General features: G+C 61.2%; 29 protein-coding genes, 1 tRNA gene and 1 pseudogene. 15 read left to right on the forward strand and 16 right to left on the reverse strand.

What is annotated here, in order from left to right:
* Nucleotides 1-21 precede the first annotated feature (21 nt).
* Nucleotides 22-1431, reverse strand: coding sequence for a methylenetetrahydrofolate--tRNA-(uracil(54)-C(5))-methyltransferase (FADH(2)-oxidizing) TrmFO (gene trmFO, locus ACWTU7_RS26955; protein ID WP_455840903.1), 1410 nt, complete (start codon nucleotides 1429-1431; stop codon nucleotides 22-24).
* 150 nt (nucleotides 1432-1581) lie between these two features.
* Here trmFO and ACWTU7_RS26960 point away from each other — a divergent pair, with 150 nt between their 5' ends.
* Entirely contained in the window at nucleotides 1582-2133 is a 552-nt protein-coding gene (locus tag ACWTU7_RS26960) for a hypothetical protein (RefSeq protein WP_287093856.1), read from the forward strand.
* 376 nt (nucleotides 2134-2509) lie between these two features.
* On the opposite strand, the gene ACWTU7_RS26965 is transcribed toward ACWTU7_RS26960, so the two are convergent.
* The gene (locus ACWTU7_RS26965) at nucleotides 2510-2650 is read right to left on the reverse strand and encodes a DUF1127 domain-containing protein (protein ID WP_023802557.1); all 141 of its coding nucleotides are present in this window, start codon (nucleotides 2648-2650) and stop codon (nucleotides 2510-2512) included.
* A gap of 54 nt (nucleotides 2651-2704) precedes the next feature.
* Nucleotides 2705-2845: a DUF1127 domain-containing protein gene (locus ACWTU7_RS26970; protein ID WP_006335194.1), complete on the reverse strand. Its 141-nt coding sequence runs from the start codon at nucleotides 2843-2845 to the stop codon at nucleotides 2705-2707.
* Between the two features lie 238 nt (nucleotides 2846-3083).
* Between ACWTU7_RS26970 and ACWTU7_RS26975 the strand changes: the two genes are divergently transcribed.
* Genes ACWTU7_RS26975 through ACWTU7_RS26990 form a run of 4 tightly spaced genes read left to right on the forward strand, consistent with a single transcriptional unit; the run spans nucleotide 3084 to nucleotide 6277 of the window.
* Nucleotides 3084-4199: a DUF2157 domain-containing protein gene (locus ACWTU7_RS26975; protein WP_455840904.1), complete on the forward strand. Its 1116-nt coding sequence runs from the start codon at nucleotides 3084-3086 to the stop codon at nucleotides 4197-4199.
* A complete protein-coding gene (locus tag ACWTU7_RS26980) occupies nucleotides 4196-4777 on the forward strand; it encodes a GDYXXLXY domain-containing protein (protein ID WP_455840905.1) in 582 nt (193 codons plus the stop codon). The genes ACWTU7_RS26975 and ACWTU7_RS26980 overlap by 4 nt, the downstream gene beginning before the upstream one ends.
* A 52-nt stretch (nucleotides 4778-4829) precedes the next feature.
* Nucleotides 4830-6110: an aromatic amino acid lyase gene (locus tag ACWTU7_RS26985; RefSeq protein ID WP_455840906.1), complete on the forward strand. Its 1281-nt coding sequence runs from the start codon at nucleotides 4830-4832 to the stop codon at nucleotides 6108-6110.
* Nucleotides 6092-6277: a hypothetical protein gene (locus tag ACWTU7_RS26990; RefSeq protein WP_455840907.1), complete on the forward strand. Its 186-nt coding sequence runs from the start codon at nucleotides 6092-6094 to the stop codon at nucleotides 6275-6277. The genes ACWTU7_RS26985 and ACWTU7_RS26990 overlap by 19 nt, the downstream gene beginning before the upstream one ends.
* A 33-nt stretch (nucleotides 6278-6310) precedes the next feature.
* Here ACWTU7_RS26990 and ACWTU7_RS26995 read toward each other — a convergent pair whose 3' ends face one another.
* The gene (locus tag ACWTU7_RS26995) at nucleotides 6311-6442 is read right to left on the reverse strand and encodes a hypothetical protein (RefSeq protein WP_280950420.1); all 132 of its coding nucleotides are present in this window, start codon (nucleotides 6440-6442) and stop codon (nucleotides 6311-6313) included.
* A 240-nt stretch (nucleotides 6443-6682) separates the two neighbouring features.
* A tRNA-Leu gene (locus ACWTU7_RS27000) sits at nucleotides 6683-6765 on the reverse strand.
* 484 nt (nucleotides 6766-7249) lie between these two features.
* Here ACWTU7_RS27000 and ACWTU7_RS27005 point away from each other — a divergent pair.
* A complete protein-coding gene (locus ACWTU7_RS27005; RefSeq protein ID WP_455840908.1) occupies nucleotides 7250-8086 on the forward strand; it encodes a hypothetical protein in 837 nt (278 codons plus the stop codon).
* A 548-nt stretch (nucleotides 8087-8634) separates the two neighbouring features.
* Complete coding sequence (gene tig / locus ACWTU7_RS27010) at nucleotides 8635-10107, forward strand: trigger factor (protein WP_455840925.1); 1473 nt, start codon at nucleotides 8635-8637, stop codon at nucleotides 10105-10107.
* Nucleotides 10108-10185: 78 nt separating this feature from the next.
* On the opposite strand, the gene ACWTU7_RS27015 is transcribed toward tig, so the two are convergent.
* Together ACWTU7_RS27015 and ACWTU7_RS27020 are read right to left on the reverse strand one after the other, a co-directional pair.
* The gene (locus ACWTU7_RS27015; RefSeq protein ID WP_287088406.1) at nucleotides 10186-10512 is read right to left on the reverse strand and encodes an antibiotic biosynthesis monooxygenase family protein; all 327 of its coding nucleotides are present in this window, start codon (nucleotides 10510-10512) and stop codon (nucleotides 10186-10188) included.
* 23 nt (nucleotides 10513-10535) lie between these two features.
* Nucleotides 10536-11423, reverse strand: a complete 888-nt coding sequence (locus ACWTU7_RS27020; RefSeq protein WP_455840909.1) for an alpha/beta fold hydrolase — start codon at nucleotides 11421-11423, stop codon at nucleotides 10536-10538.
* 293 nt (nucleotides 11424-11716) lie between these two features.
* Here ACWTU7_RS27020 and ACWTU7_RS27025 point away from each other — a divergent pair, with 293 nt between their 5' ends.
* The 3 genes from ACWTU7_RS27025 (at nucleotide 11717) to ACWTU7_RS27035 (ending at nucleotide 14329) form a co-directional block, all read left to right on the forward strand.
* Nucleotides 11717-12097: a c-type cytochrome gene (locus tag ACWTU7_RS27025; protein ID WP_287339036.1), complete on the forward strand. Its 381-nt coding sequence runs from the start codon at nucleotides 11717-11719 to the stop codon at nucleotides 12095-12097.
* Nucleotides 12098-12160: 63 nt separating this feature from the next.
* On the forward strand, nucleotides 12161-13108 hold the full coding sequence (locus ACWTU7_RS27030; RefSeq protein ID WP_455840910.1) for a heme o synthase: 948 nt from the start codon (nucleotides 12161-12163) through the stop codon (nucleotides 13106-13108).
* Nucleotides 13109-13510: 402 nt separating this feature from the next.
* Nucleotides 13511-14329 carry a DUF2189 domain-containing protein gene (locus tag ACWTU7_RS27035; protein WP_455840911.1) on the forward strand — a complete coding sequence of 273 codons (819 nt, stop codon included), beginning with the start codon at nucleotides 13511-13513 and terminating at the stop codon, nucleotides 14327-14329.
* Nucleotides 14330-14384: 55 nt separating this feature from the next.
* On the opposite strand, the gene ACWTU7_RS27040 is transcribed toward ACWTU7_RS27035, so the two are convergent.
* The 6 genes from ACWTU7_RS27040 to coxB form a co-directional block, all read right to left on the reverse strand.
* A complete protein-coding gene (locus ACWTU7_RS27040) occupies nucleotides 14385-14858 on the reverse strand; it encodes an aminoacyl-tRNA deacylase (protein WP_065007814.1) in 474 nt (157 codons plus the stop codon).
* 186 nt (nucleotides 14859-15044) lie between these two features.
* Complete coding sequence (locus tag ACWTU7_RS27045) at nucleotides 15045-15449, reverse strand: cytochrome C oxidase subunit IV family protein (protein ID WP_455840912.1); 405 nt, start codon at nucleotides 15447-15449, stop codon at nucleotides 15045-15047.
* Nucleotides 15450-15474: 25 nt separating this feature from the next.
* The gene (locus ACWTU7_RS27050) at nucleotides 15475-16197 is read right to left on the reverse strand and encodes a heme-copper oxidase subunit III family protein (RefSeq protein WP_127319098.1); all 723 of its coding nucleotides are present in this window, start codon (nucleotides 16195-16197) and stop codon (nucleotides 15475-15477) included.
* Nucleotides 16198-16210: 13 nt separating this feature from the next.
* Entirely contained in the window at nucleotides 16211-16915 is a 705-nt protein-coding gene (locus ACWTU7_RS27055; protein ID WP_455840913.1) for a cytochrome c oxidase subunit 3, read from the reverse strand.
* Nucleotides 16912-18681, reverse strand: a complete 1770-nt coding sequence (gene ctaD, locus ACWTU7_RS27060) for a cytochrome c oxidase subunit I (protein WP_455840914.1) — start codon at nucleotides 18679-18681, stop codon at nucleotides 16912-16914. The genes ACWTU7_RS27055 and ctaD overlap by 4 nt, the downstream gene beginning before the upstream one ends.
* 86 nt (nucleotides 18682-18767) lie before the next feature.
* Complete coding sequence (coxB, locus tag ACWTU7_RS27065) at nucleotides 18768-19583, reverse strand: cytochrome c oxidase subunit II (RefSeq protein WP_455840915.1); 816 nt, start codon at nucleotides 19581-19583, stop codon at nucleotides 18768-18770.
* A 455-nt stretch (nucleotides 19584-20038) separates the two neighbouring features.
* Here coxB and ACWTU7_RS27070 point away from each other — a divergent pair, with 455 nt between their 5' ends.
* Nucleotides 20039-20563, forward strand: coding sequence for a hypothetical protein (locus tag ACWTU7_RS27070; RefSeq protein WP_455840916.1), 525 nt, complete (start codon nucleotides 20039-20041; stop codon nucleotides 20561-20563).
* Nucleotides 20564-20591: 28 nt separating this feature from the next.
* On the opposite strand, the gene ACWTU7_RS27075 is transcribed toward ACWTU7_RS27070, so the two are convergent.
* Nucleotides 20592-21500, reverse strand: coding sequence for a LysR family transcriptional regulator (locus ACWTU7_RS27075; RefSeq protein ID WP_455840917.1), 909 nt, complete (start codon nucleotides 21498-21500; stop codon nucleotides 20592-20594).
* A gap of 145 nt (nucleotides 21501-21645) precedes the next feature.
* Here ACWTU7_RS27075 and ACWTU7_RS27080 point away from each other — a divergent pair, with 145 nt between their 5' ends.
* Nucleotides 21646-23097 carry an MFS transporter gene (locus ACWTU7_RS27080; RefSeq protein ID WP_455840918.1) on the forward strand — a complete coding sequence of 484 codons (1452 nt, stop codon included), beginning with the start codon at nucleotides 21646-21648 and terminating at the stop codon, nucleotides 23095-23097.
* Nucleotides 23098-23148: 51 nt separating this feature from the next.
* Here ACWTU7_RS27080 and radC read toward each other — a convergent pair whose 3' ends face one another.
* Together radC and map are read right to left on the reverse strand one after the other, a co-directional pair.
* On the reverse strand, nucleotides 23149-23904 hold the full coding sequence (gene radC / locus ACWTU7_RS27085) for a RadC family protein (protein ID WP_455840919.1): 756 nt from the start codon (nucleotides 23902-23904) through the stop codon (nucleotides 23149-23151).
* Nucleotides 23905-23973: 69 nt separating this feature from the next.
* Nucleotides 23974-24801 carry a type I methionyl aminopeptidase gene (map, locus tag ACWTU7_RS27090; RefSeq protein WP_455840920.1) on the reverse strand — a complete coding sequence of 276 codons (828 nt, stop codon included), beginning with the start codon at nucleotides 24799-24801 and terminating at the stop codon, nucleotides 23974-23976.
* A gap of 234 nt (nucleotides 24802-25035) precedes the next feature.
* Here map and ACWTU7_RS27095 point away from each other — a divergent pair, with 234 nt between their 5' ends.
* From ACWTU7_RS27095 to ACWTU7_RS27105, 3 genes and pseudogenes are all read left to right on the forward strand, one after another.
* A complete protein-coding gene (locus ACWTU7_RS27095; protein ID WP_455840921.1) occupies nucleotides 25036-25332 on the forward strand; it encodes a DUF982 domain-containing protein in 297 nt (98 codons plus the stop codon).
* A 140-nt stretch (nucleotides 25333-25472) separates the two neighbouring features.
* Entirely contained in the window at nucleotides 25473-26132 is a 660-nt protein-coding gene (locus ACWTU7_RS27100) for a DUF2161 domain-containing phosphodiesterase (RefSeq protein WP_455840922.1), read from the forward strand.
* Nucleotides 26133-26273: 141 nt separating this feature from the next.
* Nucleotides 26274-26612, forward strand: a pseudogene (locus ACWTU7_RS27105) (calcium-binding protein); the annotation flags it as partial.

The following is a 26612-nucleotide window of genomic DNA, read 5'->3' on the forward strand; positions in this document are numbered from 1 at the left end:
CTGACACGAACTCCGTAACTGCTACTCCGCTGCTTCCGCCCGCGAAGGCAATCCCAGCCATTCGCGGCAGTCGGCCAGCGCGCGTGACGTCAGCGCACGCCGCTTGGCGACTGTCTTATCCTTGCCGCGCAGGCGCTTTCCCTCGGCTTTCGGCGCTTCCACAGGGGGAAACAGGCCGAAATTGATGTTCATCGGCTGGAAGGAGCGCTTTCCCGGCTCGTCGTCGGAAACGATGTGACCGCCGGTGATATGGTTGAGCAGCGCGCCAAAGGCAGTGGTCATCGGCGGCAGCGCCGGCGCGCGGCCCAGCCGCTCGGCGGCGGCAAAGCGCCCGGCAAGCAGGCCGATGGCCGCACTTTCGACATAGCCTTCGCAGCCGGTGATCTGGCCGGCGAAGCGCAGGCCGGGCCGCGATTTCAACTGCAGCGAATGGTCAAGCAGCGTCGGCGAATTGATATAGGTGTTGCGGTGCAGGCCGCCGAGGCGAGCGAACTCGGCGTTTTCGAGGCCCGGGATGGTGCGGAACACGCGCACCTGCTCGGCGTGCTTCAGCTTGGTCTGGAAGCCGACCATGTTGTAGAGCGTGCCCAGCGCATTGTCCTGGCGAAGTTGCACGACGGCATAGGCCTTCACCGATGGATTGTGCGCATTGGTCAGCCCCATCGGCTTCATCGGCCCATGACGCAGCGTCTCGACGCCGCGCTCGGCCATGATCTCGACCGGCAGGCAGCCGTCGAAATATGGCGTGCCTTCCCATTGCTTGAATTCGGTTTTCTGACCGTCGACAAGTGCCCGCACGAAGGCAAGGTACTGCTCCTTATCCATCGGGCAGTTGATGTAGTCCTTGCCGGTGCCGCCAGGCCCGACCTTGTCGTAACGTGACTGGAACCAGCAAACGTCCATGTCGATCGTGTCGAAATGGACGATCGGCGCGATGGCATCGAAGAAGGCGAGCGCATCGGCGCCGGTCACTTCCGCGATCGATTGGGCGAGCGACGGCGCGGTCAGCGGGCCGGTGGCGATGATCGCCTGGTCCCAGTCCGCCGGCGGCAGGCCGGGCACTTCCTCGCGCTGGATGGTGATGAGTGGGTGCGCTTCGAGCTTTTTGGTCACCGCTTCGGAAAATCCGTCGCGGTCGACGGCAAGCGCACCACCGGCGGGCACCTGGTTGGCATCGCCGGCGCTCATGATCAGCGAACCGGCCAGCCGCATTTCGGCGTGCAGCAGACCGACGGCGTTGGTTTGCGCATCGTCGGAACGGAAGGAATTGGAACAGACGAGCTCGGCCAGCCCACCCGTCTTGTGTGCATCGGTGCCGCGGACGGGACGCATTTCATGCAGAACAACGGGAACGCCGGCTTCGGCCGCCTGCCAAGCGGCTTCTGAGCCGGCGAGACCGCCGCCGATGACGTGAATGGGATTCTTGTTCATGAGCGCCGAAATAATCCCTTGTAGCTGCGATTGCAATTGCATGAGTTCGTCGCACTGTTGGCGCCAAGTGCTGCAATCGTCTACTGTCGGAGAATGGACGGGAGTCTCGGGAACTTTGCCAGAGCGACCTTTTCGACAGTCGTGATCGCCATGGGCGGATCAGCGGCCGCCGGCGAACTGGCCGCGACGGCTTCCAAGCGGATCCCCATATGCCACGGCTATAGTTGCAACTATCGCACGATGCTGGCGCTTGGCCCCGGTGACGGCGCGCGTTTCCGCTCTATCCTGCGTGCGGGTGCGGGTTCGCCCCAAGCCGAGCGCTCCGCTATTTCGAAGGCTGTCCGCTATTTCGAGCAGCGCATTTTCCGGGCCATCGGCATTCGCGATCTGCCGCAGTCGGAATTCGGTGCATCGCGCATCAGGGGCCAGATGGATTGTGTCGACGAATCGACCAATACGCATGCTCTGCTGGTCTATCTTGCCGAGAGAAAATTGCTCAGGTTTCACAAGGTCGAGGACAAGGCCTCGCGGGGCCTGTTTGTCGACGGGCGCTATCCCCATTGGACGGCGGTGATCAGCGACCGCGGGGGCACCGAATGGGTGGTGGATTCCTGGTATGCGCCGATGGGCGGCGCACCGGACATTTTTCCGCTGAGCCAGTGGAAGAAACGGGGCGTGCTGGAAAGCGGTGCGCTGGACTGATGACAGTCCCCCGCCAAAACGGCTCTCGGACTGCTTCGACTCTGAAAACAACAACACCCGCCGGGGGAGGAGGTCCGGCGGGTGTCGTTTTGCTGGCCGATCCTCGGAAGGAGGTGAAGATCGACCGTATTCGTCATCGCCGGGGAGGAGGTCGGCTTTGACGAAATTCCTTTCGCCTGATGAAGGGGGGCGAAACCCCTGGGGACGAAATTCGTTTCGCCCTGGGACGAAGTTTGTTTCGCCTTGGGGAAACAACGCCCGCCGCGGGAGGAGGTGCGGCGGGCGCCGTTTTTGTGGTCAAACCCTCGGGAGGAGGTGAAGGCTGACCGTATTCGTCAGGGTTGGGGAGGAGGTCAACCCTGGCGAAATTCCTTGGCTAGATCGCCTTGCGGGCGATGCTCTTGATCTCTTCGCGGACGATGCCGAGGTCATGCAGCTGGCGGTTCGAAAGGCGACCCAGCTCGGTAACCGTCGAGCGATAGACGCGCCAGTTACGATAGTTGCGGATCAGGTTCATTGTCGTTCTCTTTTCAAGTCAAACTGGTTCGGACCATTTGCGGTCCGAAGAGGATTAGACCGCCTTGCGGGCGACGTAGTGGATGTCGCTGCGGCTGATGCCGAGGTCGGTCAGTTCGCGGTTGCTCAGGCGGCTCAGCTCGGAAACGGTGTCCCGGTAGCGGCGCCAGTTGCGGTAATTGCGGATCAGGTTCATGGTATTTCTCGTTTCGTCTTTCTTTCGGATCATTCCGTCTTTGTGTACGACCTGAAGATAGGTGGGGTCATATCGATTTAAAAGCGCTATTGGTGCATAGCAGCAATGCAAATTGTGCAATGCACCATCACTGCCAGATCACGTCTTCGACACAGATTAACCCGAATCGGAAAATGCCGTAGCGTCAACGGTTTGGCCGGATCGGCTGAAAAAAAGACCAAGTTGGGGGGAGAAAGGCATGGCGAGCTATTCGTCACGCGTCAGGACCGATATCGCACGATGGCTGCAGGTTGGCCTGATCGATGCCTCGACGGCCGACGCGCTGACGCGCGACGTCGAGGCCAATGAGCGCAAATCACTGAGCTTCGGCTCGATCCTGGCGATGATTGCGGCGCTGCTTTTTGGTGCGGCCGTCCTGATCTTCGTCGCCGCCAATTGGCAGGCCATCCCGCGGCTGGCGCGGGTGGCAGCGCTCTTCGCCATCATCTTCGCCGGCTATGTCGGCGGCGCCGTGCTGAAGACACGCGACCATACTGCAATGGGCGAGGCACTCTGGATCGTCGCCGCGGCGGCATTCGGCGGATCGATCGCGCTCATCGGCCAGATGTATCATTTGTCCGGCGACGAGGCATCGGCCTTGATCACCTGGGGCGCTGGCATGGCCTTGGCTGCGGTTGCGCTGCGCTCGAACCCGTTGACAGTCGCTGCTGTCGGCATTGCCGATGCCTGGCTGTTCCTGAAGGGCTTCGATTATTTCAGTCGCGCGGAATTTCCGCATCTTTTCGTCGTCATGGCGAGCGTGTTGTTCGCCATTTCGTTCTGGAGCCGCAGCCAGGCGGCGCGCCACCTGATCATCCTGTCGGTCATCTTCTATCTCGTGCTGTTGTTTACGGAATACGAAACACTGCAGGTCGCTGTGCCGCTCGTCGTCGTGTCGGTGGGGCTTTTCTCGGCTGCGATCTTCGCTGCCGAGCCCGTCGACTGGATACTGCAGCTGGGCGGTCGGCTGCCCTTGCACGCGCTGGTCGGATTTCTCACCGGCCTGGCGATGATCCAGTTCGAATTAGCCGATTTAAGCAGCTACAACAGCGGCTTTGCCATTGCCTCGGCCGTTGCGCTTGCCGGCATTGTCGCGGCAATCGTGCTGGGCGGACGCGATAGCAGGGGCTTGCGCTGGGTTGCCTATGCCGGCTTCGCCTTCGAACTCGCCATCATCTATGTGGTGATGTTGCAGTCGATGCTCGACACGGCAGGCTTCTTCCTGGCGGCAGCTGTGCTTCTCGGCATCCTTGCCTTTGTCATCCTCCGCGTGGAAAAGCGCATGAGGGCCCCGAGCGTGGAAGGAGCGGCATGATGACCGGTAAACGGCTGATCATTTCGGCGGTGGTGCTGGCGCTCGTCCAGATCGGCTTCCTGAGCTGGATCATCGCTGGTCGGGCGGCGATCCTGCGCGACGGCAAGCAAGTGTTGCTTAGGGTCGAACCGATCGATCCGCGCGATCTGCTGCGCGGCGACTTCATTCGCCTTGGCTACGATATTTCGCGCATACCGGTGAAGCTGATCGCCAACATTCCAGCCGGCAAGCTCACGAGCGACGACACGCCAATCGTCGTCAGGCTGAAGCAGGGCGCCGACGGCTATTGGCAGGCGACAGCGGCCTGGTTCGGGCACGCGCCGGCGCCGGCAGCATCCGACGAAACCGATATCGTCGGGCATGTGTCCGCGGGGTGGGATCTCAGCGCAGCCACCACCATCGCGCCGGATTACGGCATTGAACGTTTCTACCTGCCGGAAGGCGAGGGAATGGCGATCCAGGACGATATGCGGGTGCGGCCGTTCGGCGTCCGCGTCGCAATCGCAGCCGATGGCGCCGCGCAGATCAAGGCGCTGATGGACGGCGACAAGACGCTGTTCGAGGAACCACTCTATTAGAATTGGCCCGGATTAGAATTGGGAAAGCGTGGCCGCTCGGACAGCATCAAACATGACAATTATCCTGACGACACGAGAAGACATAAATCTCAGCTCCGTTTTCCGCGTCGCCTGGAAGAAAGACACGGTGCAAATCAGTGGCAAGGCCTTGCAGCGCATCGCAGAGTGTCGCGCGTCGTTCCTGCGTCTTATTGAAACCGACCCTGTACCGATCATCTATGGCGTAACCACCGCCATGGGAGAACTGGCGAGCAGGCGGCTCGAACTTGGCGAGCGGGGTCGCCATGCGCGCATCAAGGCGTTCGCAGCCGCCACATCATTCGGCGAGCCTTTGCCAGATCGCGTGGTGAGGGCGATCGTGCTCGCCCGTCTGACGAATTTCCTCGAAGGAAATGCCGCGACTACACCGCGTATGGCGCTCGCCGTCGCCGCGATGCTGGACGGCGGACCCATGCCCATGGTGCCATCCTCCGGCCAGGGCGGCGCCGGTGAAATCCTCGCTCTTTATCCGCTCTTTGCAGAGCTTTCGACGCGCTTCGACCTGGAAATCAAGGAACGGGGATCCCTGATCAATGGCTCGCCCTGCGCTGCCGCACTCGTGGCCGATGCCGCCTTGGCGGCGCGCCGTCGCGTTCGCCTTGCCGAAAAGGTCTTTGCGCTTTCGATCGAAGCGTTTCGCGCGCCGCTCGAACATTACGATCCGGCGCTCGACGCGCTTTGGGGCGATGAACACGAAGCAGCGGCCCTGCGGGGATTGAGGGAGTTTCTTGCCAGTGCCGGCACCGGGCGCCGCAATTACCAGGCGCCGGTCAGCTATCGCATCGTCCCTCGCATTCTGGGGCACGCGCATCGCGCGCTGGCGTCGGCAGAGCGGGCGGCTACTGTGTCGCTCGCTTCGGTATCGGACAACCCGGTCTACATCCCGCCTGACGACGGGCACCCGCTCGGGCGCTGCATCAGCACGGGCGGCTATCACAATGCCATGGCAACACCCGCCCTGGATGATCTGGCAGCGATATGGGCCGATATCTGCCTCTTATGCGACCGCCACGCCTCGAAGCTTTTGAACGGCAAGGTGTCGCTCCTGCCCGATCTGCTTTTGACGGGGCGGGACTGGAGCGACAGCGACGGTCACGGCAATGTCGGCTATGTGCCGATGGCGATCACGGGTTACCTGGAGCAGGCGAAACTCTTGGCGCAGCGCACCTTCATCCCGGGAACCGAATCGGCCGGCGCCGGCCAGGACGATGTCGCTACCACGGTCTTCCTCGCCTGGACGAAGGAAGCACGCGCCGGCGCTGCCTCGATGCCGCGATGGCGATGCTGGCGGTGATCGCCTCGCAGTTGCTGCACGTAACCGAGCTTGTGGCGCCTCCGGCGCTTCAGTCGTTCGTCGCGGATATCAGAAGCATCGTGCCGCCGGTCGGCGACGATCGCGTGCTGGGACCTGAACTTGCGAATTTGACCGAGTGGTTCACGCGCCAGGTCTTTGAGGAGTAAGCGGCCTGGAGTTTCACGATGCCCAAATGGCGGCTAAGACCAGAACGGGCCGAGGATGAACACGGCCATTAGGGCAACAAAAAGCACAGCGATGATCACGGCGCCCCACATGAAGACCTTTCCGGTGCCGCGTTTCTCTTCCTCGCGAGATAGGTCTTTCGCCATCGCACGGATCCTTTTTGTGAAGTTCCATGACTTAGCAACGTGTTTTGCCGAGGCTGGTTCCCGGCAGTCATCTTGAGCAGGATCAGCTTTCGCAAGGGCCAATTGATGCTCTGCCGAACAGGTCGCACCTGGGAGAACGCGGCGTTTCCAGGCCTTCTGGCGAAAAACTTGGTACGATGAAGGGACACGAACCCTACGCTTTCGGCGCTGGAACCTTAATCCACTTTTCTAGGGGAGCAGTGGTGCGGGTAGAGGGACTCGAACCCCCACGTTCTCACGCCAGAACCTAAATCTGGTGCGTCTACCAATTCCGCCATACCCGCTGGCTTTGTGTCACCGTAACACGTCTATGTCACAAGCTGTGTCATTAGTTCAAGACTTAGATTTTCGAGGTTTTTCGGCCGCCGCGTGCCGTCTATGCGAGTCGCCTGGGCAATTCCCTGTCGGTGGACCGTGGACTTCACGCCGCGCCACGCGTCGGCATCGCCTCGAACTGACGGATCATATTCAGGGTTTCTTGCAAAGCTGTCGGCCAAGATGAGCATCAGATGATGCCATCGGCGGCCACCGCGCGGATCTTCCGTCCAAAGTAGGCGACGGCGGCGCGAACGAACTCATCGGCGGTCGGTCTTTCTGCCTGGGAATGTATTCACAATTATTTCAAATTGAGTCGGAATTTTTTGCTACCCGTAAGTCACGATCGTAAACAAATTCCGGGTTAGCAAATTCAAAAACTCTCTGAGTTCGTTGTCGCCAAAGTAGCAGGCTTTGAAACTGCTGCAGGGGTAACTACCAAAGGAGAGTGTCATGGCAAATGTCGTTAAGCGTTTCGCCACAGCTTTGGCCGGTGGTGCACTTATTTTATCTCTGTCTTTACCCTCCAGCGCAGGCGGCATTAGCGTCGGCGCCGGCGCATCGGTTGGCGGCAGTGGCGGCGTGAACGCCGGTCTTGGCGCCTCGATCGGCGGCAGTGGCGGCATCAATGCGGGAGCCGGAGCCTCGATCGGCGGAAGCAACGGGGTGAATGCAGGAACCGGTACATCGATCGGCGGTAGCGACGGGGTGAATGCCGGTGCCGGTGCAGCGATAGGCGGCAAGAAACGCATTACCGCGGGTGTCGGCGTTTCGATCGGCGGTAGCGGCGGGGTGAATGCCGGCGCCGGTGCAGCGATAGGCGGCGAGAAACGCATTACCGCGGGTGTCGGCGCTTCGATCGGCGGCCGAAGCGGGGTGAATGCCGGCGCCGGTGCATCGATTGGCGGCAGCAAGGGCATTACCGATGGTGCCGGCGCCAATATGGTCGGCACCGGGGGTATACCTGCTGGTGCAGGCGGAAGTGTCGGCGACACCAGGGGTATAACTGTCGGCTTTGGTGCCGATGGCGGTGGCACTGGTGGTGTCGCCGCGGGTGCCGGTGCAGGCGTTGCTGCTGCAAGCCTTCCGGGTACACCGGGCACTCCTGGAACGCTGGGAACTCTTGGAACATCCGGGGCGCCGAGCACTTCCAGCGTGCCGAGTGTGGTCTCGCAGTTGTCCAGCAGCCAACTGACTCGCATGAAGAAGCGCTGCGTCGACGTGCTCGGGAGCGGCGGCACGTACGATCGCGACCTACGCGAGCTTTGCTTGCTGATCGCACGCCGCTGAGAGACTGTTGCGCAAACGGGGTGTCGCATCCGCCATGGAGGCTTTGACAACACTCTCCTGGGCTCGCGGCCGGCCCGCCACTCGCAACGTGGCGGGCTTCTCTGCGTCAGGATCGCTGCGCTGGGCCATCATTCTGTCAATGTCGCGGTCAAAATAAGGGCCGTTCGCCGGCGCATGATCCCGAAAATCGAAAATCGATTTTCGGAAAGGATTAGGCGCCAAAATCAGGTGCTACAGCGTCCTTTGCGCGTCCAAGAGGACGCGCGGCGCTGTAGACGCGAAGATGGTTGAAAATTAGCCGCGCCTGTGACAAAAGGCGTGTCGAATGTGACGGGATGCGACGATCCGCTTCTGCCGAATGTGATAAGAAGTAGGAAAAACAAAGACTTATTCACATTTTGGAGCGTATTTCTGAAGGATTTGAGCCGCGTTGGGCGGACAGATCGCCAAGTCCCGCACCAAAAGCCATTCCCGGCAAGATAATACCGGCAGGCTGTAAACGGCAGGAGCCGTTTGGCTGCCTCATTGGTGGAAACAAAGGTTCTATGATGCAGGTCACCGAAACGCTCAACTCCGGTCTCAAGCGCGAGATCAAGATCACCGTGCCGGCCGGTGACATGGAAGCCAAGCTGATGGCGCGGCTTTCCGATGCCAGGAACAAGGTCCGTATCAACGGCTTCCGCCCCGGCAAGGTGCCCGTGCAGCACCTGCGCAAGGTCTACGGCAAGTCGTTCATGGCCGAGGTGGTCAACGAGATCCTCAACGATTCGACCCGTTCGATCATTACCGGGCGCGGCGAAAAGGCCGCCATGCAGCCCGAAGTGATCATGACCGAGGACGAGAAGGAGGCCGAGAAGATCCTGGCCGGCGGCGCAGACTTCGAGTTCCGCCTGAACTACGAGATCATTCCGCAGATCGAGATCAAGGATTTCTCCGACATCAAGGTGACGCGTCAGGTGTTCGACGTGCCGGATTCGGAAATCGACGAGCAGGTCCAGCGTGTCGCCGAATCGGCGCGCACCTATGAGCCGAAGGCCGGCAAGGCCGCCGAAGGCGACCGCGTGACGATCGACTATGTCGGCAAGATCGACGGCGAAGCCTTCAGCGGCGGCGCCGGCACGGACCAGCCGCTGGTGCTCGGCTCCAAGGAATTCATTCCCGGCTTCGAGGATCAGCTCATCGGCAGCAAGGCCGGTGACGAGACGCAGGTCACGGTTACGTTCCCGGAAAACTACCAGGCGGCGCATCTGGCCGGCAAGGAAGCGACCTTCGACGTCACCGTCAAGGAAGTGTCCAAGCCCGGTGCGTTGGAAATCAACGACGAAATGGCCAAGAATCTCGGCCTGGAGTCGCTGGAGCGCCTGCGTGAAGTGGTGCGCGGCCAGATCGAGAACCAGTTCGGTTCGATGACGCGCCAGAAGATCAAGCGCCAGCTGCTCGACCAGCTCGATGCCGCCTACTCGTTTGAGGCACCGTCGAAGCTCGTCGAGGCCGAGTTCAACAACATCTGGAACCAGGTCAACCGCGATCTGGAAGCCGCCGGCCGCACCTTCGCCGACGAGGAGACGACGGAAGAAGAGGCGCGCGCCGAATATATGCGGCTTGCCGAGCGCCGCGTGCGTCTCGGCCTGGTTCTCGCCGAAATCGGCGAGAAGGCCGGCGTGACGGTGTCGGACGACGAATTGCAGCGTGGCCTGTTCGAGCAGGTGCGCCGCTATCCGGCCAACCAGCAGCAGGAAGCCTTCGAATTCTACCGCAGCAACCCCGAAGCGCTGAACACGCTGCGCGCGCCGCTATTCGAGGAGAAGGTGGTCGACCATCTGCTCGGACAGATCTCGATCACCGACGTCAAGGTCAGCAAGGAAGAGTTGATGGCCGACGACGAGGACACCGAGACGGCCAAGGCGAAGCCGGCGAAGAAAGCCGCCGCGAAGAAGGCCGACGCCAAGCAGGCCGACGATACGGAAGAGCCCAAGAAAAAGGCCGCGCCGAAGAAGAAAGCCGCCAAAGACGCCGAATAACACGGCATTCTGCGAATTGTGAAAGGCCGCCCACGAGGCGGCCTTTTTCGTTGCCGCCGACGTCGTAAGGCCGCCGCCCTAGTCGCGAGGCAATTGACTGACGAGGATCCGCATCACGGTCACTCGCTTGGGCAGTTCAATGAGAAACTCTTCGTCACGCGGCAGGTGGTGGATCTTATGCGGGTCGCCGCCGGTGAAGCTCGCCATGGCTTCGACGTCTGGCCAGTACGAGATGGTCACGAACTCCGTTTCTTCTTCGCGATCTTCGCGAAACAATTGCAAGCCAAGTGCCTTCTCCTGAAGCGGCGGAATGCCTTCGCGGCGTAGATAGGGCTCGTAGGCGTCTGCCAGATCACGGCGTGTCCTTCCCCGCCAGATCCGGGCAATTGTGGCGTTGTCGGTCATGAAGTGCTCCTCTGTGCGGGCGATTAATGCAGGACCTCGCCGAGAAACCGTCGCACCAGCGGCAGGGCGACCTCGAAATGGGTCTCCAGCAGCCAGTGTCCGGCGTCGTTCAGCAAATGCAGCTCGGCCTCGGGGAGATCGCGCAGATAGGCGCGCGCTGCCGGCTCAGGCATGTATTCGTCCTTCGGTCCCCAAAGGATCATTGCCGGCGGCCGCTGCTCGCGCAGGTATCCCTGGTAACGAGGGAACCAGTCGAGATTAGCCTTGAGCTTCTCCATCAGTCCGACTGAAAGCGCACGGCGCACCGGCGTATCCATCAGCGGCCAATGCAATTTCCACAGATCGGGCGGGACACGTCGAGCGACGTCGTCATCGACTTCGCCGACGAACTCGGCGCGAAAGCCGTCCTCGCTCACCGCCTTTTCGAGCGGCGCGCGGTTCGCTGGTGAGGGATCCCGCCAGAAACGTCGGATCGTTTCGTATTTGGGGCCAAGAGCATCCGCGTAGATGTCGCCATTCTGGATTATGAGGGCCCTGATCCGCGATGGATGCGCTATGGCGTGCCGCAGGCCGATCTGCGAGCCGTAGTCGTGCAGCCACAGCGCGTAGCTGCCGAGCCCCAGCGCGTCGGTGAACCGCTCCAGAAAAGTCGCGTAAGCGTCAAAATCATAACCGAACCGTGCCGGATCGGGAGTTCCACTGTAGCCAAAGCCGGGGAAGTCCGGCGCAACCGTCCGCCACCGATCGGCGAGCGCCGGCATCAGCCGGCGATATTGGAAGGATGAGCAGGGATAACCATGCGGAAGCAGCAACGCCGGCGCGGCTTCAGGGCCTGCCTCTCTGTAAAAGACCGTGTCGCCATCGATCGTGAGGGTGCCGTGGCGCACCTCCAGGACGCTCCCGTCGTTCATGGACGCTTCTCTAATCTTTGATCTTCCAGATGCTTAACCGTAGCTGGTCTAACGCCTTTACCCGGTATGCGTTCCGACCGCGCCCCGACGCCGCTCGAGCCGCCCGTCGCTTCGGGGGCAATCTGGCTGGTCGACTTCTTCTATCTGCCGGCCAGATTCTGTGGTATGTAGATGCCGCAATTCCATGCGGGGGACGCGGATATTCCGCTCTGTTCGTGCAAGGGGCGCATGCCGGCGAAAGTCTGCGCGCGCAGATCGTCCAAGGCAGATTTGGCGATCGGGGAGGAAATGCCATGCGTGCAATCGCGTTTTTCGCTACCGTATCCGTTGCGATCTTAGTTACGAGCCAATCCCAGGCGCAGGACGCCGCCGCGGGTGAGAAGGTCTTCGCCAAATGCAAGGCCTGCCACGTCGTGGACAAGGACACGAACAAGATCGGTCCGTCGTTGAACGGCGTTATCGGCCGGACGGCCGGCACGCATCCGGGGTTCAAGTATTCCAAACCCATGACCGAGGCGGGTGCATCCGGCGTCAAATGGGACGACGCCACGCTGACAGACTACCTTCGCGATCCCAAGGCCAAGATCAAAGGTACGAAGATGGCGTTTGCCGGCCTCAAGAAGGACGAGGACCTTGCCAACGTCATCGCGTACCTGAAGCAATTCTCCAAATGACCCGGTTCTTCAGCCGGCCGATGGGCCGGCCAGATTGCCTGCCCCAATCGGTGGTCCCCTGAAATGTCGGCTCGGGAAAGCGGCCTCAAGGATACCGGTATCCGCATCTCGGAAGCGACAGTCAGCGATTTCTTCGCGCTTCTGAAACCACGCGTCATGGCGCTTGCTGTTTTTACCGCTTTCGTCGGGCTGATGGTGGCGCCTGGGGCGATGAATCCGGTCATCGCCGTGATTGCAATTGGCGCAATTGCGGTTGGAGCGGGAGCGGCCGGGGCACTCAACATGTGGTACGATGCCGATATTGATGCGCTGATGTCGCGCACATCAAAGCGGCCGATCCCGTCAGGCCGGGTCATGCCAGGCGAAGCTCTCGGCTTTGGCCTGGTGCTTTCCGTGCTTTCGGTCATGACGCTCGGCGTGCTGGTGGGGTGGCTTGCCGCATCGCTGCTGGCCTTCACCATCTTCTTCTATGTCGTGATCTACACGATGTGGCTGAAACGCTCGACGCCGCAGAATATTGTCATAGGCGGCGCCGCGGGTGCCCTTCCTCCGATGATCGGATGGGCGGCGGCCACCGGCGCCGTCGGGGCTGAAAGTCTCATCCTGTTTCTGATCATTTTCCTCTGGACGCCGCCGCATTTCTGGGCGCTAGCGCTGTTCAAGATCGGCGACTATGCTGCCGCCGGCATTCCCATGATGCCGAACGTGGCCGGCCAGGCTTCGACCAGAAAACAAATCTTCGTCTATTCACTGATCCTGGCACCAATCGGCGTGCTCCCTTGGGCTTTTGGATTCGCGAGCGGACTGTACGGGCTCGCTTCGGCCGCATTGGGCGCGGGTTTCATCTGGCATGCCCGGAAGCTTCTGATCGACAAAAGGTGGGTTGAAGGGTGGAAGATGAAACGCGCAAAGGCGCTGTTTGCCTATTCGATTTTCTATCTTTTCGCGATCTTTGCCGTGCTGCTTGCCGATACCATTGCAATGCGTATCGTCATGTCAGCCGGAAATTGACCTGCCTCGTGGTTGCATCGAATCCTGATTCTTGGTTGCTTGCCGGGTTGAGACGGCCAATCGGCGATTGCTGAACGAGGTCCGCCCCCGGACCTGCTCAAACCTCACGTTGGCACTGCGCAGAACCCCAGCAACAGCAGAATAACTACGCCAAGGCCAAGCATGAGAACGGTCTTTCCATCCATAACCTTCACCCTTCAACCCGGCTTGGAGAATATCGAAGAAAGGCCATTAGAGCTAGCCGGATCACCGGAGCCGTCCCCTCAGACAAAGGGCGGCGACAAATCCCATGCAAGAGCGTATGTTGACCATGGTGCAGGTCGCGGTTTTGCGTGGCCAGTTACGCTGAACGGCAGCACCGTGGAATCGCGACCTTACCGGACCTGGTCTGGAGGAATGGTCATGGCAAGTTTTCACGTGATTGCAGGCGCCAGCGAGACGCTGGAGCACACCAGAATTCGAAAGATCGGCGTTTCCGACCTTTTCGACGCGCTCAAGCGAGGGGTCGACGATTTTATGGTCAAACCGTCGCATATCGTTTTCCTCTGCCTGATCTATCCGCTTGTCGGCGTCGTGCTCGCTGTCTGGACGTCGGGCAACAATGCGTTGCCGCTGTTGTTTCCGCTGGTGTCAGGTTTTGCGCTGATCGGTCCATTCGCGGCGATCGGGCTGTATGAGATCAGCCGCAGGCGGGAAGCCGGACTCGACGCCTCCTGGGGCCACGCTTTCGAGGTCAGGAATTCTCCGGCGCTGCCGGCCATCGCGGCGGTCGGGATCATGCTGCTTGCGATCTTCATCGCCTGGCTTTTGACCGCGCAGATATTTTACCAGCAGGTGTTCGGCCCGGCCCCGCCGGAATCGCTCTCCAGCTTCATTAGTGAAATATTCGCCACCGGACGCGGCTGGACGCTGATTATCCTGGGCCACGCCATCGGCTTCGTCTTCGCCGCGGTCGTATTGTGCACCACGGTCGTCGCGTTCCCGTTGTTGCTCGACCGCGACGTCGGCGCCTATGAAGCCATCCACACCTCGGTGCGCGTGGTCCTGGCGAACCCGATCGTGATGGCAGTGTGGGGCCTGATCGTCGCCGTCGCCCTGATCATAGGCTCGCTGCCGGTGTTTGCCGGGTTGGCGGTCGTGCTGCCGATCCTCGGTCACGCCACCTGGCACGTCTATCGCAAAGTTGTGGAAGCGCCGGCTTCCACCAAACCGGCGAGCTGAAAAAATCCTGCCTTGCCGCACCGGCGAGCGCGCCGGTACGGCAAGGGCTGAGCCTTCAGTAAGCCGGGTAGCTAAAGCGGGCTTGTTGTGCGTCGCTGGTCAGGTTGCGGAAATCCTTGCCGCTGACATGCACGAGCGTCCTGTGGTCACCGCCCTCGAAATAGATGTCGGCGGCATTGCCTAGGCTTTCATCGAGGATCACCGGCACATCGTAGGCCGCGCCGATCGGCGGGATGGCGCCGGTGTCGCAATCCTCGAAGAGCGAAACCACCTCGTCTTCGGAGGCGAGTCCGATGCGCTGGTCCATGACGTCCTGCAACGTGCCGAGCTCGATCCTGTGCGTGCTGGGCACCACGGCCAGCGCATAGCCACCGTCGTGGTGAACGACCACCGATTTGGCCATTATGCTGCCGGGCACATGCGCCGCTATGGCGGACTGCCTGCTTGTCGAAGTGCGGTGGTGCTCGACGGTGTCGTAAGAAATTCCTTTCTCGTCGATAAAGTCCTTCAGTCTGTTTGCGATCGTCATCTTGAGCCTCCCTCGCTGGAGTTCGCGACGCATGTGGAGACGAGGGCAATCATTTTGCTTCCGTCGTTTCCCTACCAACAAAAATGGGCCAGCTGTCGATTGTTTCAAGGCAACGCAGAGCGGGCCGCAAATGGCATCTCCGGCTCTTGGTGGACATGCTGCCGAAGCCCTGTACCCGGATGCGCGTCAGGGCTCGGCCCCAAAAAACACCGTCCGGGTGAGAAGCGTGTAATCCGATTCGAAGACCATCATTGCCACGAACACCAGCACCAATATCGGCGGCAACATGATCGCATATGTCAGCGCCAGCCGTTCCCAGGCCATGTGCATGAAGACCGCGACGATCAGCCCGGCCTTGAGCATCATGAAGATCAGGATCAGCGACCATCTGAGATAGCCTTGGAGGCCGACATAATCGACCAGATAGGAGCAGGCGCTGAGGATGAACAGCCATGCCCAGACCACCAGATAGAGCTTGATCGGGTGCTCCTGATGAACTTCCGCGGGGGCGGTGCCGATCGCCGTCGGATCATGCGCTTGAGCTCCGTGAAGCGTGTGCTGCGCCAGGCCGTTTGCGGTTACCTCAGCCATATCTGCCTCTCAAAGATGCTGCTTCTCACCAAAGATAGAAGAATGCGAAAATGAATACCCAGACCAGGTCGACGAAATGCCAGTAGAGCCCCATGATCTCGACGTGCTCGTAGTGGCCCTTGCGGCTGGTGAAGAAACCAGGCCGTCCCGTGTCGTAATCGCCGCGCCAGACCTTTCGCGCCACGATGATCAGGAAGATCACCCCGAACGTCACATGGGTGCCGTGAAAGCCGGTGATCATGAAGAAGGATGATCCGAACTGCGCCGCACCCCACGGATTGCCCCAGGGCCGTACCCCTTCGGTGATCAGTTTGGTCCATTCGAAGGCCTGCATCCCGACGAAGGTCGCGCCGAGTGCTGCGGTCAAAAGCATGAGGATCGCAGTCTTGCGGCGGTCGTGGCGATAGCCGAAATTCACCGCCATGGCCATCGTTCCGCTGCTCGAGATCAGCACGAAGGTCATGATGGCGATAAGGATCAGTGGAATATTCGAGCCGCCAATGTGAAGGGCAAAGACCTCGCTCGGATTGGGCCACGGCACTCGGGTAGACATGCGCGCGGTCATGTAGGAGAGCAGGAAGCAGCCGAAGACGAAGGTGTCGCTGAGCAGGAAGATCCACATCATGGCCTTGCCCCAGGACACGTTTTTGAACGCGCGCTGATCCGAAGACCAGTCGGCGGCGACGCCTTGCAAGCCCGCCGGCCGCGGCTGTGCTTGGCCAGTATGCGTCAGTGTCGTGTCTGCCATCCGTCCGGCCCTCCTAGGTCAGCAACTGTCGGCAAATCTCGATGAAAGTCGCGGCCCAGCCGGCCAGAAGCGCGAAAATAGCGAGCCAGACGAAAAGCAGGAAATGCCAGTACATGGCGCACAATTCGACGCTGAGGCGAAGCCGCTCCGGCCGTGCTCCGTTCCAGGCGCCGGCAGTTGTTCTGCTCAGACCCACCAGCCCTCCCAGGATGTGCAGGCCATGCATCCCGGTTATCAGGTAGAAAAAACTGTTGGCCGGATTGGCGGTCAGCAAGTAGCCGTCGGCGGTCAGTTCCCGCCATGCCACAAGCTGTCCGATCAGGAAGGCAAGCGCGGTGAGCCCGGCCGTGACCAGGCCGAGCCTGACCGTGTCGATTTGGCCCCGGCGCGCAGCGACCGAGGCGCATTGCAGCGCGATGCTGCTCAGGACCAGCACGCCGGTGTTGAACCAGAGCACGCGCGGCAGCGGCAGCGCCTGCCAGTCCGACAGCGCCATGCGCATGAAATAGGCGCTGGTGAAGAGTGCAAACAGGCAGCCGACGACGGCGAGGAAGACGCCGAGGCCGATCTTGGCGGTCGGCAACGCTGATCCTTCCCGGCCGATGACATCACCGATCATACCTTGCTCGAGCCATGGCTTGGCCATCAGCCGCTGGTGGGAAAGCCACCATCCGGCAAAGCCGGCGATCACGAGGAGGAAGACCAGAATGACGCTCATGCCGGCTCCCTGGAGGATCCGAAGGAGCCCGGCATATTTTGCGGGATAAAATCCTCCTTGGCGCCCGGCACGCTGTAGTCATAGGCCCAGCGATAGACGATCGGCAGTTCCTTGCCGAAATTGCCATGGGCGGGCGGTGTTTCGGGCGTCTGCCATTCGAGTGTCGTGGCGCGCCACGGATTGCCGCCGGCCTCCCGGCCGTGGCGGATGCTCCAGATCAGATTGAACAGGAACACGACCTGGGCAAAGCCGACGAGGAACGCCATGATGCTGATGAACGCGTTCAGATCGTGGGCCGACTCGGTCATCACCGCCGTGTTGGCCAGTTCGTGGTAGCGGCGCGGCACGCCCATCAGGCCGATGTAGTGCATGGGAAAGAAAATCAGATAGGCACCGAGGAAGGTGACCCAGAAATGGAACTGGCCCATGGCCTCGTTCAGCATCCGGCCAGTGACCTTCGGGTACCAGTGATAGATCGCCCCGAAGATCACCAGGATCGGGGCAACGCCCATGACCATGTGAAAATGGGCAACGACGAACATCGTGTCCGATAGCGGAACGTCGACGACGACGTTGCCGAGAAACAGTCCGGTCAGCCCGCCATTGACGAAGGTGACGATGAAGGCCAGGGCAAAAAGCATCGGCACGGTGAGGTGGATGTCGCCGCGCCACAGCGTCAGCACCCAATTGTAGACCTTGATCGCGGTCGGGACGGCAATGATCAATGTCGTGGTGGCGAAGAAGAAGCCGAAATAGGGATGCATGCCGCTGACATACATATGGTGCGCCCAGACCACGAAACTCAGCGCGCCGATGCCGACGATGGCCCAGACCATCATCCGGTAGCCGAAGATGTTCTTGCGCGCATGGGTGCTGATCAGGTCGGATACGATGCCGAAGGCCGGAAGCGCCACGATGTAGACCTCGGGGTGGCCGAAGAACCAGAACAGATGCTGGAACAGGATCGGGCTGCCGCCGCCGTGCTGCAATTGTTCACCCATCTCGACGATCGCCGGCATGAAGAAGCTGGTGCCGAGCGCACGGTCGAACAGCATCATCACGCAGGCGACAAACAGCGCCGGGAAGGCGAGCAGCGCCATGACGGTCGCGGTGAAGATACCCCAGACGGTCAGCGGCAGGCGCATCAGCGTCATGCCGCGTGTGCGGGCCTGCAGCACCGTCACCACGTAGTTCAAGCCGCCCATCGTGAAGCCGATGATGAACAGGATCAGCGAGACGAGCATCAGGATGATGCCCCAGTCCTGGCCGCCTGGTGTGCCGGTCATGATCGCCTGCGGCGGGTAGAGCGTCCAACCGGCACCTGTCGGTCCGCCGGGCGCAAAGAAGCTCGACACCAAAACGAGTACGGCAAGCAGGTAAATCCAGAAGCTCAGCATGTTGACATAGGGAAAGACCATGTCGCGTGCGCCGACCATCAGTGGGATCAGGTAGTTGCCGAAGCCACCCAGGAAGAGTGCTGTGAGCAGGTAGATCACCATGATCATGCCGTGCATGGTGATGAACTGGTAGTAGGCTTCCGGGGTGATGAAGTCGAACGTGCCGGGGAAGCCGAGCTGCAGCCGCATCATCCAGGACAGCACCAGCGCCACCATGCCGATTGCCGTGGCCGTCGCCGAATACTGAATGGCGATGACCTTGGCGTCCTGCGAGAAGACGTATTTGGTCCACCAGCTGTGCGGATGGTAGAGTTCCATCTCCGCGACTTCGGCCGGCGGTACCGCATCTGCAGGTGTGATATCGACCATAAGAACACTCCGTGCCCTTTTCGGCAGACTCGACAGTTTCGAGCCCTGCCGCAATTTTCAACCCACGTCGCCGTCTTTCCCGGCGTCTAGTCTGCCGAGCCCACCTGCTGGGGGGCCGACAATTGCGCGAAAGTCTGCTGTTCGCCGAGCCACGCCAGATAATCTTCCTGCGTGTCGACCATGACCACGCCATTCATCAACGGGTGCCCCTGGCCGCAAAGTTCGGCGCACAGGACCTGGAAGGTTCCGGTCTTGGTCGGGGTGAACCAGAAATAGGTGACCGAGCCCGGGATCATGTCCATCTTGGCGCGGAATTCAGGGACATAGAAATCATGCAGCACGTCGATCGAGCGGAGCAGCATCTTGACCGGCTTGCCGACCGGCAAATGCAGATCGGCGGCTTCGACGACGACATCGTCCTGGCCGTTGGCATCACTGGCGTTCACGCCCAGGGGATTTTCAGGGCTGACGTTGCGGGTGTCGGATGTGCCGAGCTTGCCGTCCTTGCCGGGCAGGCGGAAACTCCATTGCCATTGCTGGCCGACGACTTCGACCACTGTTGCGTCGCTTGGGACGCTGACGAACTGGTTCCAGACGAACAGGCCGGGAACGAGCATGGCCGTGACCCCGATTGCGGTGACGATCGTCAGCCACCATTCGAGCCGCTTGTTCTCGGGTTCGTATGCCGCCTGGTTCCCTTCCCGATGACGGAAGCGGAAGACGCAATAGGCCATGAATAGGACGACGGCGGCGAAGACGACGCCGGTGATCCAGAAGGTGATGATGATGGTGTTGTCGATATAGTCCCAGTTAGAGGCAATCGGCGTCCACCACCATGGGCTCAGGAAGTGAAACAACACTGAGCCCACAACTACCAAAACGAGTACAAGCGCGATGGCCATATCCCGTTTCCTCCCGGCATTCCAAGGGCGCGAAGCCGCCCCGGGAAATGCCAAATGCATCATAGCTCGATTTCCCGTCGAAATTCTAGTGCGGTCTTCCGGTCAGCCGAAAACGCAATGGCGATGATGCGGAAGAACCCAAGAAGAAGAAGGCTGCAGCGAAGAAAAAGCTGCCAAAGGCGCCGAACAACACGGCATTGCGCCGAATTATGAAAGACCGCCCTCAAGGCATCCTTTTTCATAGTCGCCTTAAAGCGACGTGCGTCCACTTGGACGCAGAAACTCTGAACGAATTTTCACTATCTACGAATCGTGCGTCCGAGAATCGATCCCGATTCTCGGACCGATGCGATAAGCGACAGATTCGCGCCCAAGCAGCGGTTGGCGGCTGGCGATACGATGTTTTGATCATTATCTGCGCCGAGTTGCAAAGTGCAGGGTCGTTGGAGGGATCGTTGAAATTATTCGTCGGCATCGGAGGCGCGGTCGCCACGGCGTTCCTCTTCGCCTCGGTCTGCGGTATCGCCCAGGCCGACAGCGTCCTTGACAATTGGCAGTTCGACACCGGCAGCGATGGCCTGGTCACTGCCTCGCTCCATGCGACCAACAAGCTCATCACGGGCGGCGGCACCTTAAGCTACAGCCCGATCCTGACCATTGCCTGTCGGGCGAATGGCGAACCGCGCTGGAGCGAATGGCTGCAGTTGAACGATGCCGTCTCCGCCAGCCGGACCATCACCGTGTCGGTGACCGTCGACAAGGCCAGCAAGGTCAACGAAAGCTGGTCGGTCGGCGCGCGGGGGAGGAGGCTGGTTCGGGATGGTGCCGACGGGATCAGGCGATTGGTTTCCGCAGACCGGCTCCAACTGTCCTGGCGGTTCGGGCTGCTGTCGGGGCGAGGCGAGGCCGATTTCGACCTTGCCGGATTCAGCGAGGCGGTCGGCCAGATCGCCGGCACCTGCAACACCGAGTTGCCGTGATCGGATCAGCAACGCTCGCCTCAACCCACTAAGAAATCCAGTGAGTTATTCCGGCGCAAACGTCTCGAACGCACCCGCGCAGCCAGCGGTGCGCCGGATCGGCATCGAGCCGCGGGTGCCACAAAAGTGAAACCGTGATTTCCGGCAGGGGAACCGGCAGAGGGAAACAGTACATTCCGTCGCGCAGGTTCCCCGTATATCGTTCGGGAACGCTGGCGATCAGGTCCGAGGCGCGCGCCAGAGCCAGAGCTTCCGAAAAACCGCCGACGACCGTCACGATCTCTCGTTTCAACCCTAGCGGCTCAAGCGCGTGGTCGATCGGTCCCCTGTCGAGCCCGCGACGGGAGAGGAGGATGTGCCGGCCGGCCGCATAACGGGCAGGGGTGATCGTCAACTCGCATAAGGGATGCCCCATCCGCACGACGCCGACGACCCGATCACGGAACAGCGCTTGCGCGCGCACCTCCGGTCCTGTGGCCTTTCCGACGACGCCGGTTTCCAGGTCTACACTGCCGTCGCGCAGGGGCGTGCTGTCCTTGTCCGGCTTCAGTACAAAACGCAGCCGCACGCCCGGTGCTTGTTCGCCGACGCGCGCAATGAGATCAGGTCCGAAATTCTCAACAAAGCCGTCCTGGTTTCTGAGCGTGAAGGTCCGCACAAGCCGTTTCAGGTCGAGCGTCTCAACAGGACGCAGAACGGCTTCGGCGTCCTCCACAAGCTGACCGACGCGCTCGCGGAGCTCGAGGGCCCGGGGTGTTGGAACAAGGCTGCGTCCGGCCCTGACCAACAGCGGATCGCCGATCGTCTCACGCAATCGCGCCAGCGCCCGGCTCATCGCCGACGGGCTAAGCCGCAGCCTCTTGGCGGCGCGTGCCACACTGCCTTCCGTCAGCAGCACATCAAGGGTGACAAGCAGATTGAGATCGGGATGCGGCATAGATGGATCGTAGCATGGTTGGCACGATCTGACATAGCGTCAAACGCAATGATCAAGTGCAAATGATGCGTCTTCCGCCATGTCAGGCAAAGGACTACGTGTCTGCCAGCTCCGTTTCCGGAGCCGCCAGAAAACGGAGTTCATATTGAAGCCAATCGATGCAGGACGGGCAGTCACCGGAAATGTGGAACCAGCACCTTCGGTTCGGTGGGCGCTTGCCGGCCTTTCGCTGTCAATGTTGCTGTCCTCGCTCGGCATCAGCATCGCCAATGTTGCCTTGCCGACCTTGGCGCAGGCGTTCGACGCCTCGTTCCAGGAAGTCCAGTGGATCGTGCTGGCTTATCTCCTCGCCGTGACCACCCTGATCGTCAGCGTTGGACGGCTCGGTGACCTCATTGGTCGCCGGCGGCTGTTGCTGGCCGGACTGTTCCTGTTCACGACGGCTTCGGTCCTATGTGGTGTCGCGCCGACGCTCTGGCTGCTGATCGCCGCGCGGGCGGCGCAGGGCTTGGGGGCGGCCATCATGATGGCCCTCACCATGGCTTTCGTCGGTGATACGGTTCCGAAGGCAAGGACCGGCAGCGCTATGGGGCTGCTCGGAACGATGTCGGCGATCGGCACCGCTCTCGGTCCGTCCCTCGGGGGCCTTCTGATTGCCGGATCCGGCTGGCAGGCGATCTTCCTTTTCAACGTGCCATTGGGTTTGCTGGCCCTTGTTCTCGCCTATCGCTACCTGCCGGCTGATCGCCGGGGGTCGAAGACGGATCGGGCCGGCTTCGACGTTGTGGGCACGCTGCTGCTTGCCTTGGCGCTTGGCGCCTATGCGCTCGCGATGACGTTCGGGCGTGGCAGTTTTGGTCCGCTCAACATGGCTCTGTTGGTGGCAGCCGTTTTCGGAGCCGGCTTCTTTGTGCTTGTGGAGGCGAGGGTGACATCACCTTTGATCCGATTGGCCGCATTCCGCAATGCGACGCTGAGTACGAGCCTCGCCACGAGCGCACTCGTCGCGACGGTGATGATGGCGACACTGGTGGTCGGGCCGTTCTATCTGTCTCGTGCGCTCGGGCTCGACGCGGCTCTTGTTGGCGTCGTCATGTCGGTCGGTCCGCTTGTCGCCGCGCTGACCGGCGTGCCAGCTGGTTGCATAGCGGACCGTTTTGGCGCTGGGCGCATGACCATCATTGGGCTCATCGCGATAGCGGCCGGTTGCCTCATTCTATCCATGATGCCGACAATATCAGGCATCCCTGGCTACATCGCTCCGATCGCAATCGTCACATCAGGCTATGCGCTGTTCCAAACGGCCAACAACACCGCCGTCATGTCGGATATCCGCCCGGACCAGCGGGGCGTCATTTCCGGCTTGCTCAATTTGTCGCGCAATCTCGGGCTCATCACCGGTGCATCCGCCATGGGCGCCGTGTTCGCATTCGCCTCAGTGACGATCGACATCGCAACGGCGCGCCCCGAGGCCGTTGCCGCCGGCATGCGGATCACGTTCGCAGTCGCGGCGGTTCTGATTGTCGTCGCGCTCGCGATGGCGGTTGGTAGCCGTGCTCTCGCGGCGCGCCCCTCTCTGCCTGGAGATATTTCTTGACACGAGACCGTCCGCTTTCGACAAGAAGCCGATGCATGCTCAGATCGGGCGTCAAATCAGCAGCAGGCCCTTCATGCTGGCATGACCCTTCTTGCCGATGATGATGTGATCGTGGACGGCGATGCCGAGCGGTTTGGCCGTCTCGATGACCAGCTTGGTCATCTCGATGTCGGCGCGCGACGGCGTCGGATCCCCTGACGGATGATTATGCGCCAAGATGATCGCCGTGGCGGAGAGTTCGAGCGCGCGTTTGACCACTTCGCGCGGATAGACCGGCGTGTGGTCGACGGTGCCGACCTGCTGCACCTCGTCGGCGATCAGCGCGTTCTTCTTGTCGAGAAACAGGATACGGAACTGCTCGCGCTCCTCGAAGGCCATTACCGACCGGCAGTATCCGAGAACCTGCGTCCAGGACGACAAGACCTCGCGGCCTTTGATCTCGCTACGTGCCGCGCGTTGGGCGGCCGCGGCAACGATCTTCAGATCGAGCGCCACTGCCGGGCCGATACCCCTGACCTCTTCAAGTCGCGCGACAGGCGCGCCAAGCACCTCGGCAAGCGTGCCGAAACGCGCCAGCAGCGCCTTGGCGACGGGCTTGGTGTCGGAGCGGGGGATCAGGCGGAAGAGCAAGAGCTCCAGCAATTCGTAGTCGGGGAGGGCGTCGGAACCCGCGGCCGCGAACCGTTGGCGCAAACGGTCGCGATGACCGAGATAATGCGGCTTTTCGACCGACTTGGCTTTCGCGAGCGATTTTATCGGTCTTTCGGGAAAGAAGATGCGTGCGTCTTCGTCGCTGGTTTTCCCCATAGGCCGCCCATATCCAGCATTTGCCGGGCAGATGCCCGCGACTTGTCGAAACACTATACCGGCAGGACACTATGCCGGCAGGCCCGGGCGGTCGAGGTTTTTTGGCGACAGCGTGAAAATCTCGCACCCGGTCTCGGTGACGCCGATCGTGTGCTCGTACTGCGCCGACAGCGAGCGGTCGCGTGTCACCGCCGTCCAGCCATCCGACAGCACTTTTACGTGCGGCCGGCCTAGATTGATCATCGGTTCGACGGTGAAGATCATGCCCGGCCGCATCTCGACGCCCTCGCTGGCGCTGCCATAGTGCAGGATGTTCGGCGCGTCGTGAAAGAGCTGGCCGACGCCGTGGCCGCAGAAATCGCGCACCACCGAGCAGCGCTCGCCTTCGGCATAGGTCTGGATGGCGGCGCCGATGGCGCCGGTGCGGGCGCCGGGCCTGATCGCCGCGATGCCGCGCATCAGGCATTCATGCGTGACCTCGAGCAGGCGCTCGGCGGCGCGCTTGATCGTGCCCACCGGATACATGCGCGAGGAGTCGCCGTGCCAGCCATGGAGGATGTAGGTGACGTCGATGTTGACGATGTCGCCGTCCTTCAACGGCTTGTTGTCGGGAATGCCATGGCAGACGACGTGGTTGATCGAGGTGCAGGATGACTTCGTGTAGCCGCGATAGTTGAGCGTCGCCGGCAATGCGCCGTGATCCATGCCGAATTCGAAGACGAAGCGGTCGATGGTTTCAGTGGTAACGCCCGGCGCGACGATCGACACCAGTTCGTCGAGGCAGCGTGCGGTGAGGTCGCAGGCTTTGCGCATGCCGTCAAAGCCCTCTTCGCCGTAAAGGCGGATCTGGCCGGTGTTTCTGAGTGGTGCCGTGGCGGCGTCGAGATAGGTGACCATTGTGTCCGTCTTGCCGGAAGAAAGGGCTTCTGATGAGCCCGCGCGAAAAGTCTCTCAGATTTGGCACCGGACGGCGCCAGGTTCAAGGACGAACTGCCGGCGATGGGCTCAAGCCGGCGATATTCATGTCTTGCGGCTTCATCCTGTGCCTGTCCAGCCCGTGCCGGGGTGTTCGTCCGCACTGACGACATATTTCTGAGCAACAAGTGGGGAACGGGCTCTGGAGAGACACGAATGGACAGATTGCAATTCGAGGTGCCGGTGCGCATCACGACAGCGCCTGGCCTGCCGGTCGAGGAAATCTACAGCGTCGAACAGGCGCTTGATTTCCTGCAAGGCTGGCCGGTTCGCCGGCAGGGCCCGGTCTATCAGGCCGCGTTCAATGCCTGCTTTGGCGCCACGGTCGACCTGGTCGAGACCGAGGATGCTTGCCGGGCGTTCATGGCGTTCTGCCGGGTAAGCCGCCTCCTGGCCAGGGACATGCTGGTTCCGCGCAAGCGCGGAGGCGAGGCAAGGGGGCTGAGGGCTTAGCGGCCGAGCCGGGCAGTCCCAGCGAACTGCTTAATGCATCCCACACTTCCATGCGTTCGACGAGCGGCAAATCTGCCCCCAGAGCGGCATGCCTTCGGTGATGCTGTGCCAGCCAGTCACGAATCGGCTATGGCTCCGGCATGCAGGAAACGTCTCTTTACATCCCGGTGAAGCGGTTTCTTGAGAGCCTTGAATTCACCGTTAAAGGCGAAGTTGGTGGTTGCGACGTCGTGGGACTGCGTGACGGCGAGCCGCCCGTGGTCGTCATCTGCGAATTGAAATTGCAGTTCAACCTCGAACTCATACTTCAAGGTGTCGATCGTGCTGCGTCATGCGATGAGGTCTGGCTGGCGGCGCGGATGTCGGCCCGCGGCAAAGGCCGCGAGCATGACCGTCGGTTCCGCGCACTCTGCCGGCGGCTCGGGTTCGGGCTTCTGGGGGTTGGTTCCGCCGGCAACGTCGAATTGCTGCTCAGCCCGGCCGCTTTGCCGCCCCGGCGAGACCCGAGACGAAGATCGCGCCTGGTGGACGAGCATCGTCGCCGGCGCGGCGACCCTGTAGTCGGCGGCGGCTCGCGTACGCCGATAATGACCGCTTACCGGCAGGATGCGCTGGCCTGCGCCGCTGCGATGGTCGACGGCCCGAAGCGCCCGCGCGACTTGAAAGCCATTTCACCACGCGCCGCCAAGATCCTGCTTCACAATGTCTATGGCTGGTTCGCCAGGGCCGAGCGCGGCGTCTATGCCCTTACAGAGGCAGGCTATGCAGCCTTGCAGCGCTGGCCGCAGCGCGCGGTTTGAACGACGAGATCCGGCTTGCAGAACGCCGTCCCGTTCCGAAAAAATCTCAAAAATTCTATCAAGGGGCGCAGGTATGTGATTTGTAGCTAATATACCTGTCGAGTAGGCAGGCACCGCGGGGCGCAAAAAAAAGGAATATAAATGGCTACTCTGCACTATACATCGGGTGGATCCGCTGCCGAAGTTGCGACCGCCGGCTTCAATCTGGCTGACGTTCAATACGCTAGCCAGCTTGACGAATTGCCGGAGGGCACGAAGGCCCTGGTTTATCTTGGCGAGGCCGATGGAGTGACCTCATCGTTCATCGAGAAAGTCACTCCTTTCCTTGGCAATCCGAATGTGTTTGGATTCTATCTTACTGACGAGCCGGATCCCACCGGCAGGTGGGGCACCTACGCGACCGCTGAAGACCTGAAGGCGGAATCCGACTGGATCCATGAGCATTTTCCAGGCGCCAAGACCTTCATCACCATGATGAAC

This window comes from Mesorhizobium sp. BHscii (genome assembly GCF_053848065.1).

Bases quoted from the DNA above. Each gene is read 5' to 3' on its own strand.
- trmFO (WP_455840903.1), bottom strand. From the start codon at position 1,431: ATGAACAAGAATCCCATTCACGTCATCGGCGGCGGTCTCGCCGGCTCA.
- ACWTU7_RS26960 (WP_287093856.1), top strand. From the start codon at position 1,582: ATGGGCGGATCAGCGGCCGCCGGCGAACTGGCCGCGACGGCTTCCAAG.
- ACWTU7_RS26965 (WP_023802557.1), bottom strand. From the start codon at position 2,650: ATGAACCTGATCCGCAACTATCGTAACTGGCGCGTCTATCGCTCGACG.
- ACWTU7_RS26970 (WP_006335194.1), bottom strand. From the start codon at position 2,845: ATGAACCTGATCCGCAATTACCGCAACTGGCGCCGCTACCGGGACACC.
- ACWTU7_RS26975 (WP_455840904.1), top strand. From the start codon at position 3,084: ATGGCGAGCTATTCGTCACGCGTCAGGACCGATATCGCACGATGGCTG.
- ACWTU7_RS26980 (WP_455840905.1), top strand. From the start codon at position 4,196: ATGATGACCGGTAAACGGCTGATCATTTCGGCGGTGGTGCTGGCGCTC.
- ACWTU7_RS26985 (WP_455840906.1), top strand. From the start codon at position 4,830: ATGACAATTATCCTGACGACACGAGAAGACATAAATCTCAGCTCCGTT.
- ACWTU7_RS26990 (WP_455840907.1), top strand. From the start codon at position 6,092: ATGGCGATGCTGGCGGTGATCGCCTCGCAGTTGCTGCACGTAACCGAG.
- ACWTU7_RS26995 (WP_280950420.1), bottom strand. From the start codon at position 6,442: ATGGCGAAAGACCTATCTCGCGAGGAAGAGAAACGCGGCACCGGAAAG.
- ACWTU7_RS27005 (WP_455840908.1), top strand. From the start codon at position 7,250: ATGGCAAATGTCGTTAAGCGTTTCGCCACAGCTTTGGCCGGTGGTGCA.
- tig (WP_455840925.1), top strand. From the start codon at position 8,635: ATGCAGGTCACCGAAACGCTCAACTCCGGTCTCAAGCGCGAGATCAAG.
- ACWTU7_RS27015 (WP_287088406.1), bottom strand. From the start codon at position 10,512: ATGACCGACAACGCCACAATTGCCCGGATCTGGCGGGGAAGGACACGC.
- ACWTU7_RS27020 (WP_455840909.1), bottom strand. From the start codon at position 11,423: ATGAACGACGGGAGCGTCCTGGAGGTGCGCCACGGCACCCTCACGATC.
- ACWTU7_RS27025 (WP_287339036.1), top strand. From the start codon at position 11,717: ATGCGTGCAATCGCGTTTTTCGCTACCGTATCCGTTGCGATCTTAGTT.
- ACWTU7_RS27030 (WP_455840910.1), top strand. From the start codon at position 12,161: ATGTCGGCTCGGGAAAGCGGCCTCAAGGATACCGGTATCCGCATCTCG.
- ACWTU7_RS27035 (WP_455840911.1), top strand. From the start codon at position 13,511: ATGGCAAGTTTTCACGTGATTGCAGGCGCCAGCGAGACGCTGGAGCAC.
- ACWTU7_RS27040 (WP_065007814.1), bottom strand. From the start codon at position 14,858: ATGACGATCGCAAACAGACTGAAGGACTTTATCGACGAGAAAGGAATT.
- ACWTU7_RS27045 (WP_455840912.1), bottom strand. From the start codon at position 15,449: ATGGCTGAGGTAACCGCAAACGGCCTGGCGCAGCACACGCTTCACGGA.
- ACWTU7_RS27050 (WP_127319098.1), bottom strand. From the start codon at position 16,197: ATGGCAGACACGACACTGACGCATACTGGCCAAGCACAGCCGCGGCCG.
- ACWTU7_RS27055 (WP_455840913.1), bottom strand. From the start codon at position 16,915: ATGAGCGTCATTCTGGTCTTCCTCCTCGTGATCGCCGGCTTTGCCGGA.
- ctaD (WP_455840914.1), bottom strand. From the start codon at position 18,681: ATGGTCGATATCACACCTGCAGATGCGGTACCGCCGGCCGAAGTCGCG.
- coxB (WP_455840915.1), bottom strand. From the start codon at position 19,583: ATGGCCATCGCGCTTGTACTCGTTTTGGTAGTTGTGGGCTCAGTGTTG.
- ACWTU7_RS27075 (WP_455840917.1), bottom strand. From the start codon at position 21,500: ATGCCGCATCCCGATCTCAATCTGCTTGTCACCCTTGATGTGCTGCTG.
- radC (WP_455840919.1), bottom strand. From the start codon at position 23,904: ATGGGGAAAACCAGCGACGAAGACGCACGCATCTTCTTTCCCGAAAGA.
- map (WP_455840920.1), bottom strand. From the start codon at position 24,801: ATGGTCACCTATCTCGACGCCGCCACGGCACCACTCAGAAACACCGGC.
- ACWTU7_RS27095 (WP_455840921.1), top strand. From the start codon at position 25,036: ATGGACAGATTGCAATTCGAGGTGCCGGTGCGCATCACGACAGCGCCT.
- ACWTU7_RS27100 (WP_455840922.1), top strand. From the start codon at position 25,473: ATGCAGGAAACGTCTCTTTACATCCCGGTGAAGCGGTTTCTTGAGAGC.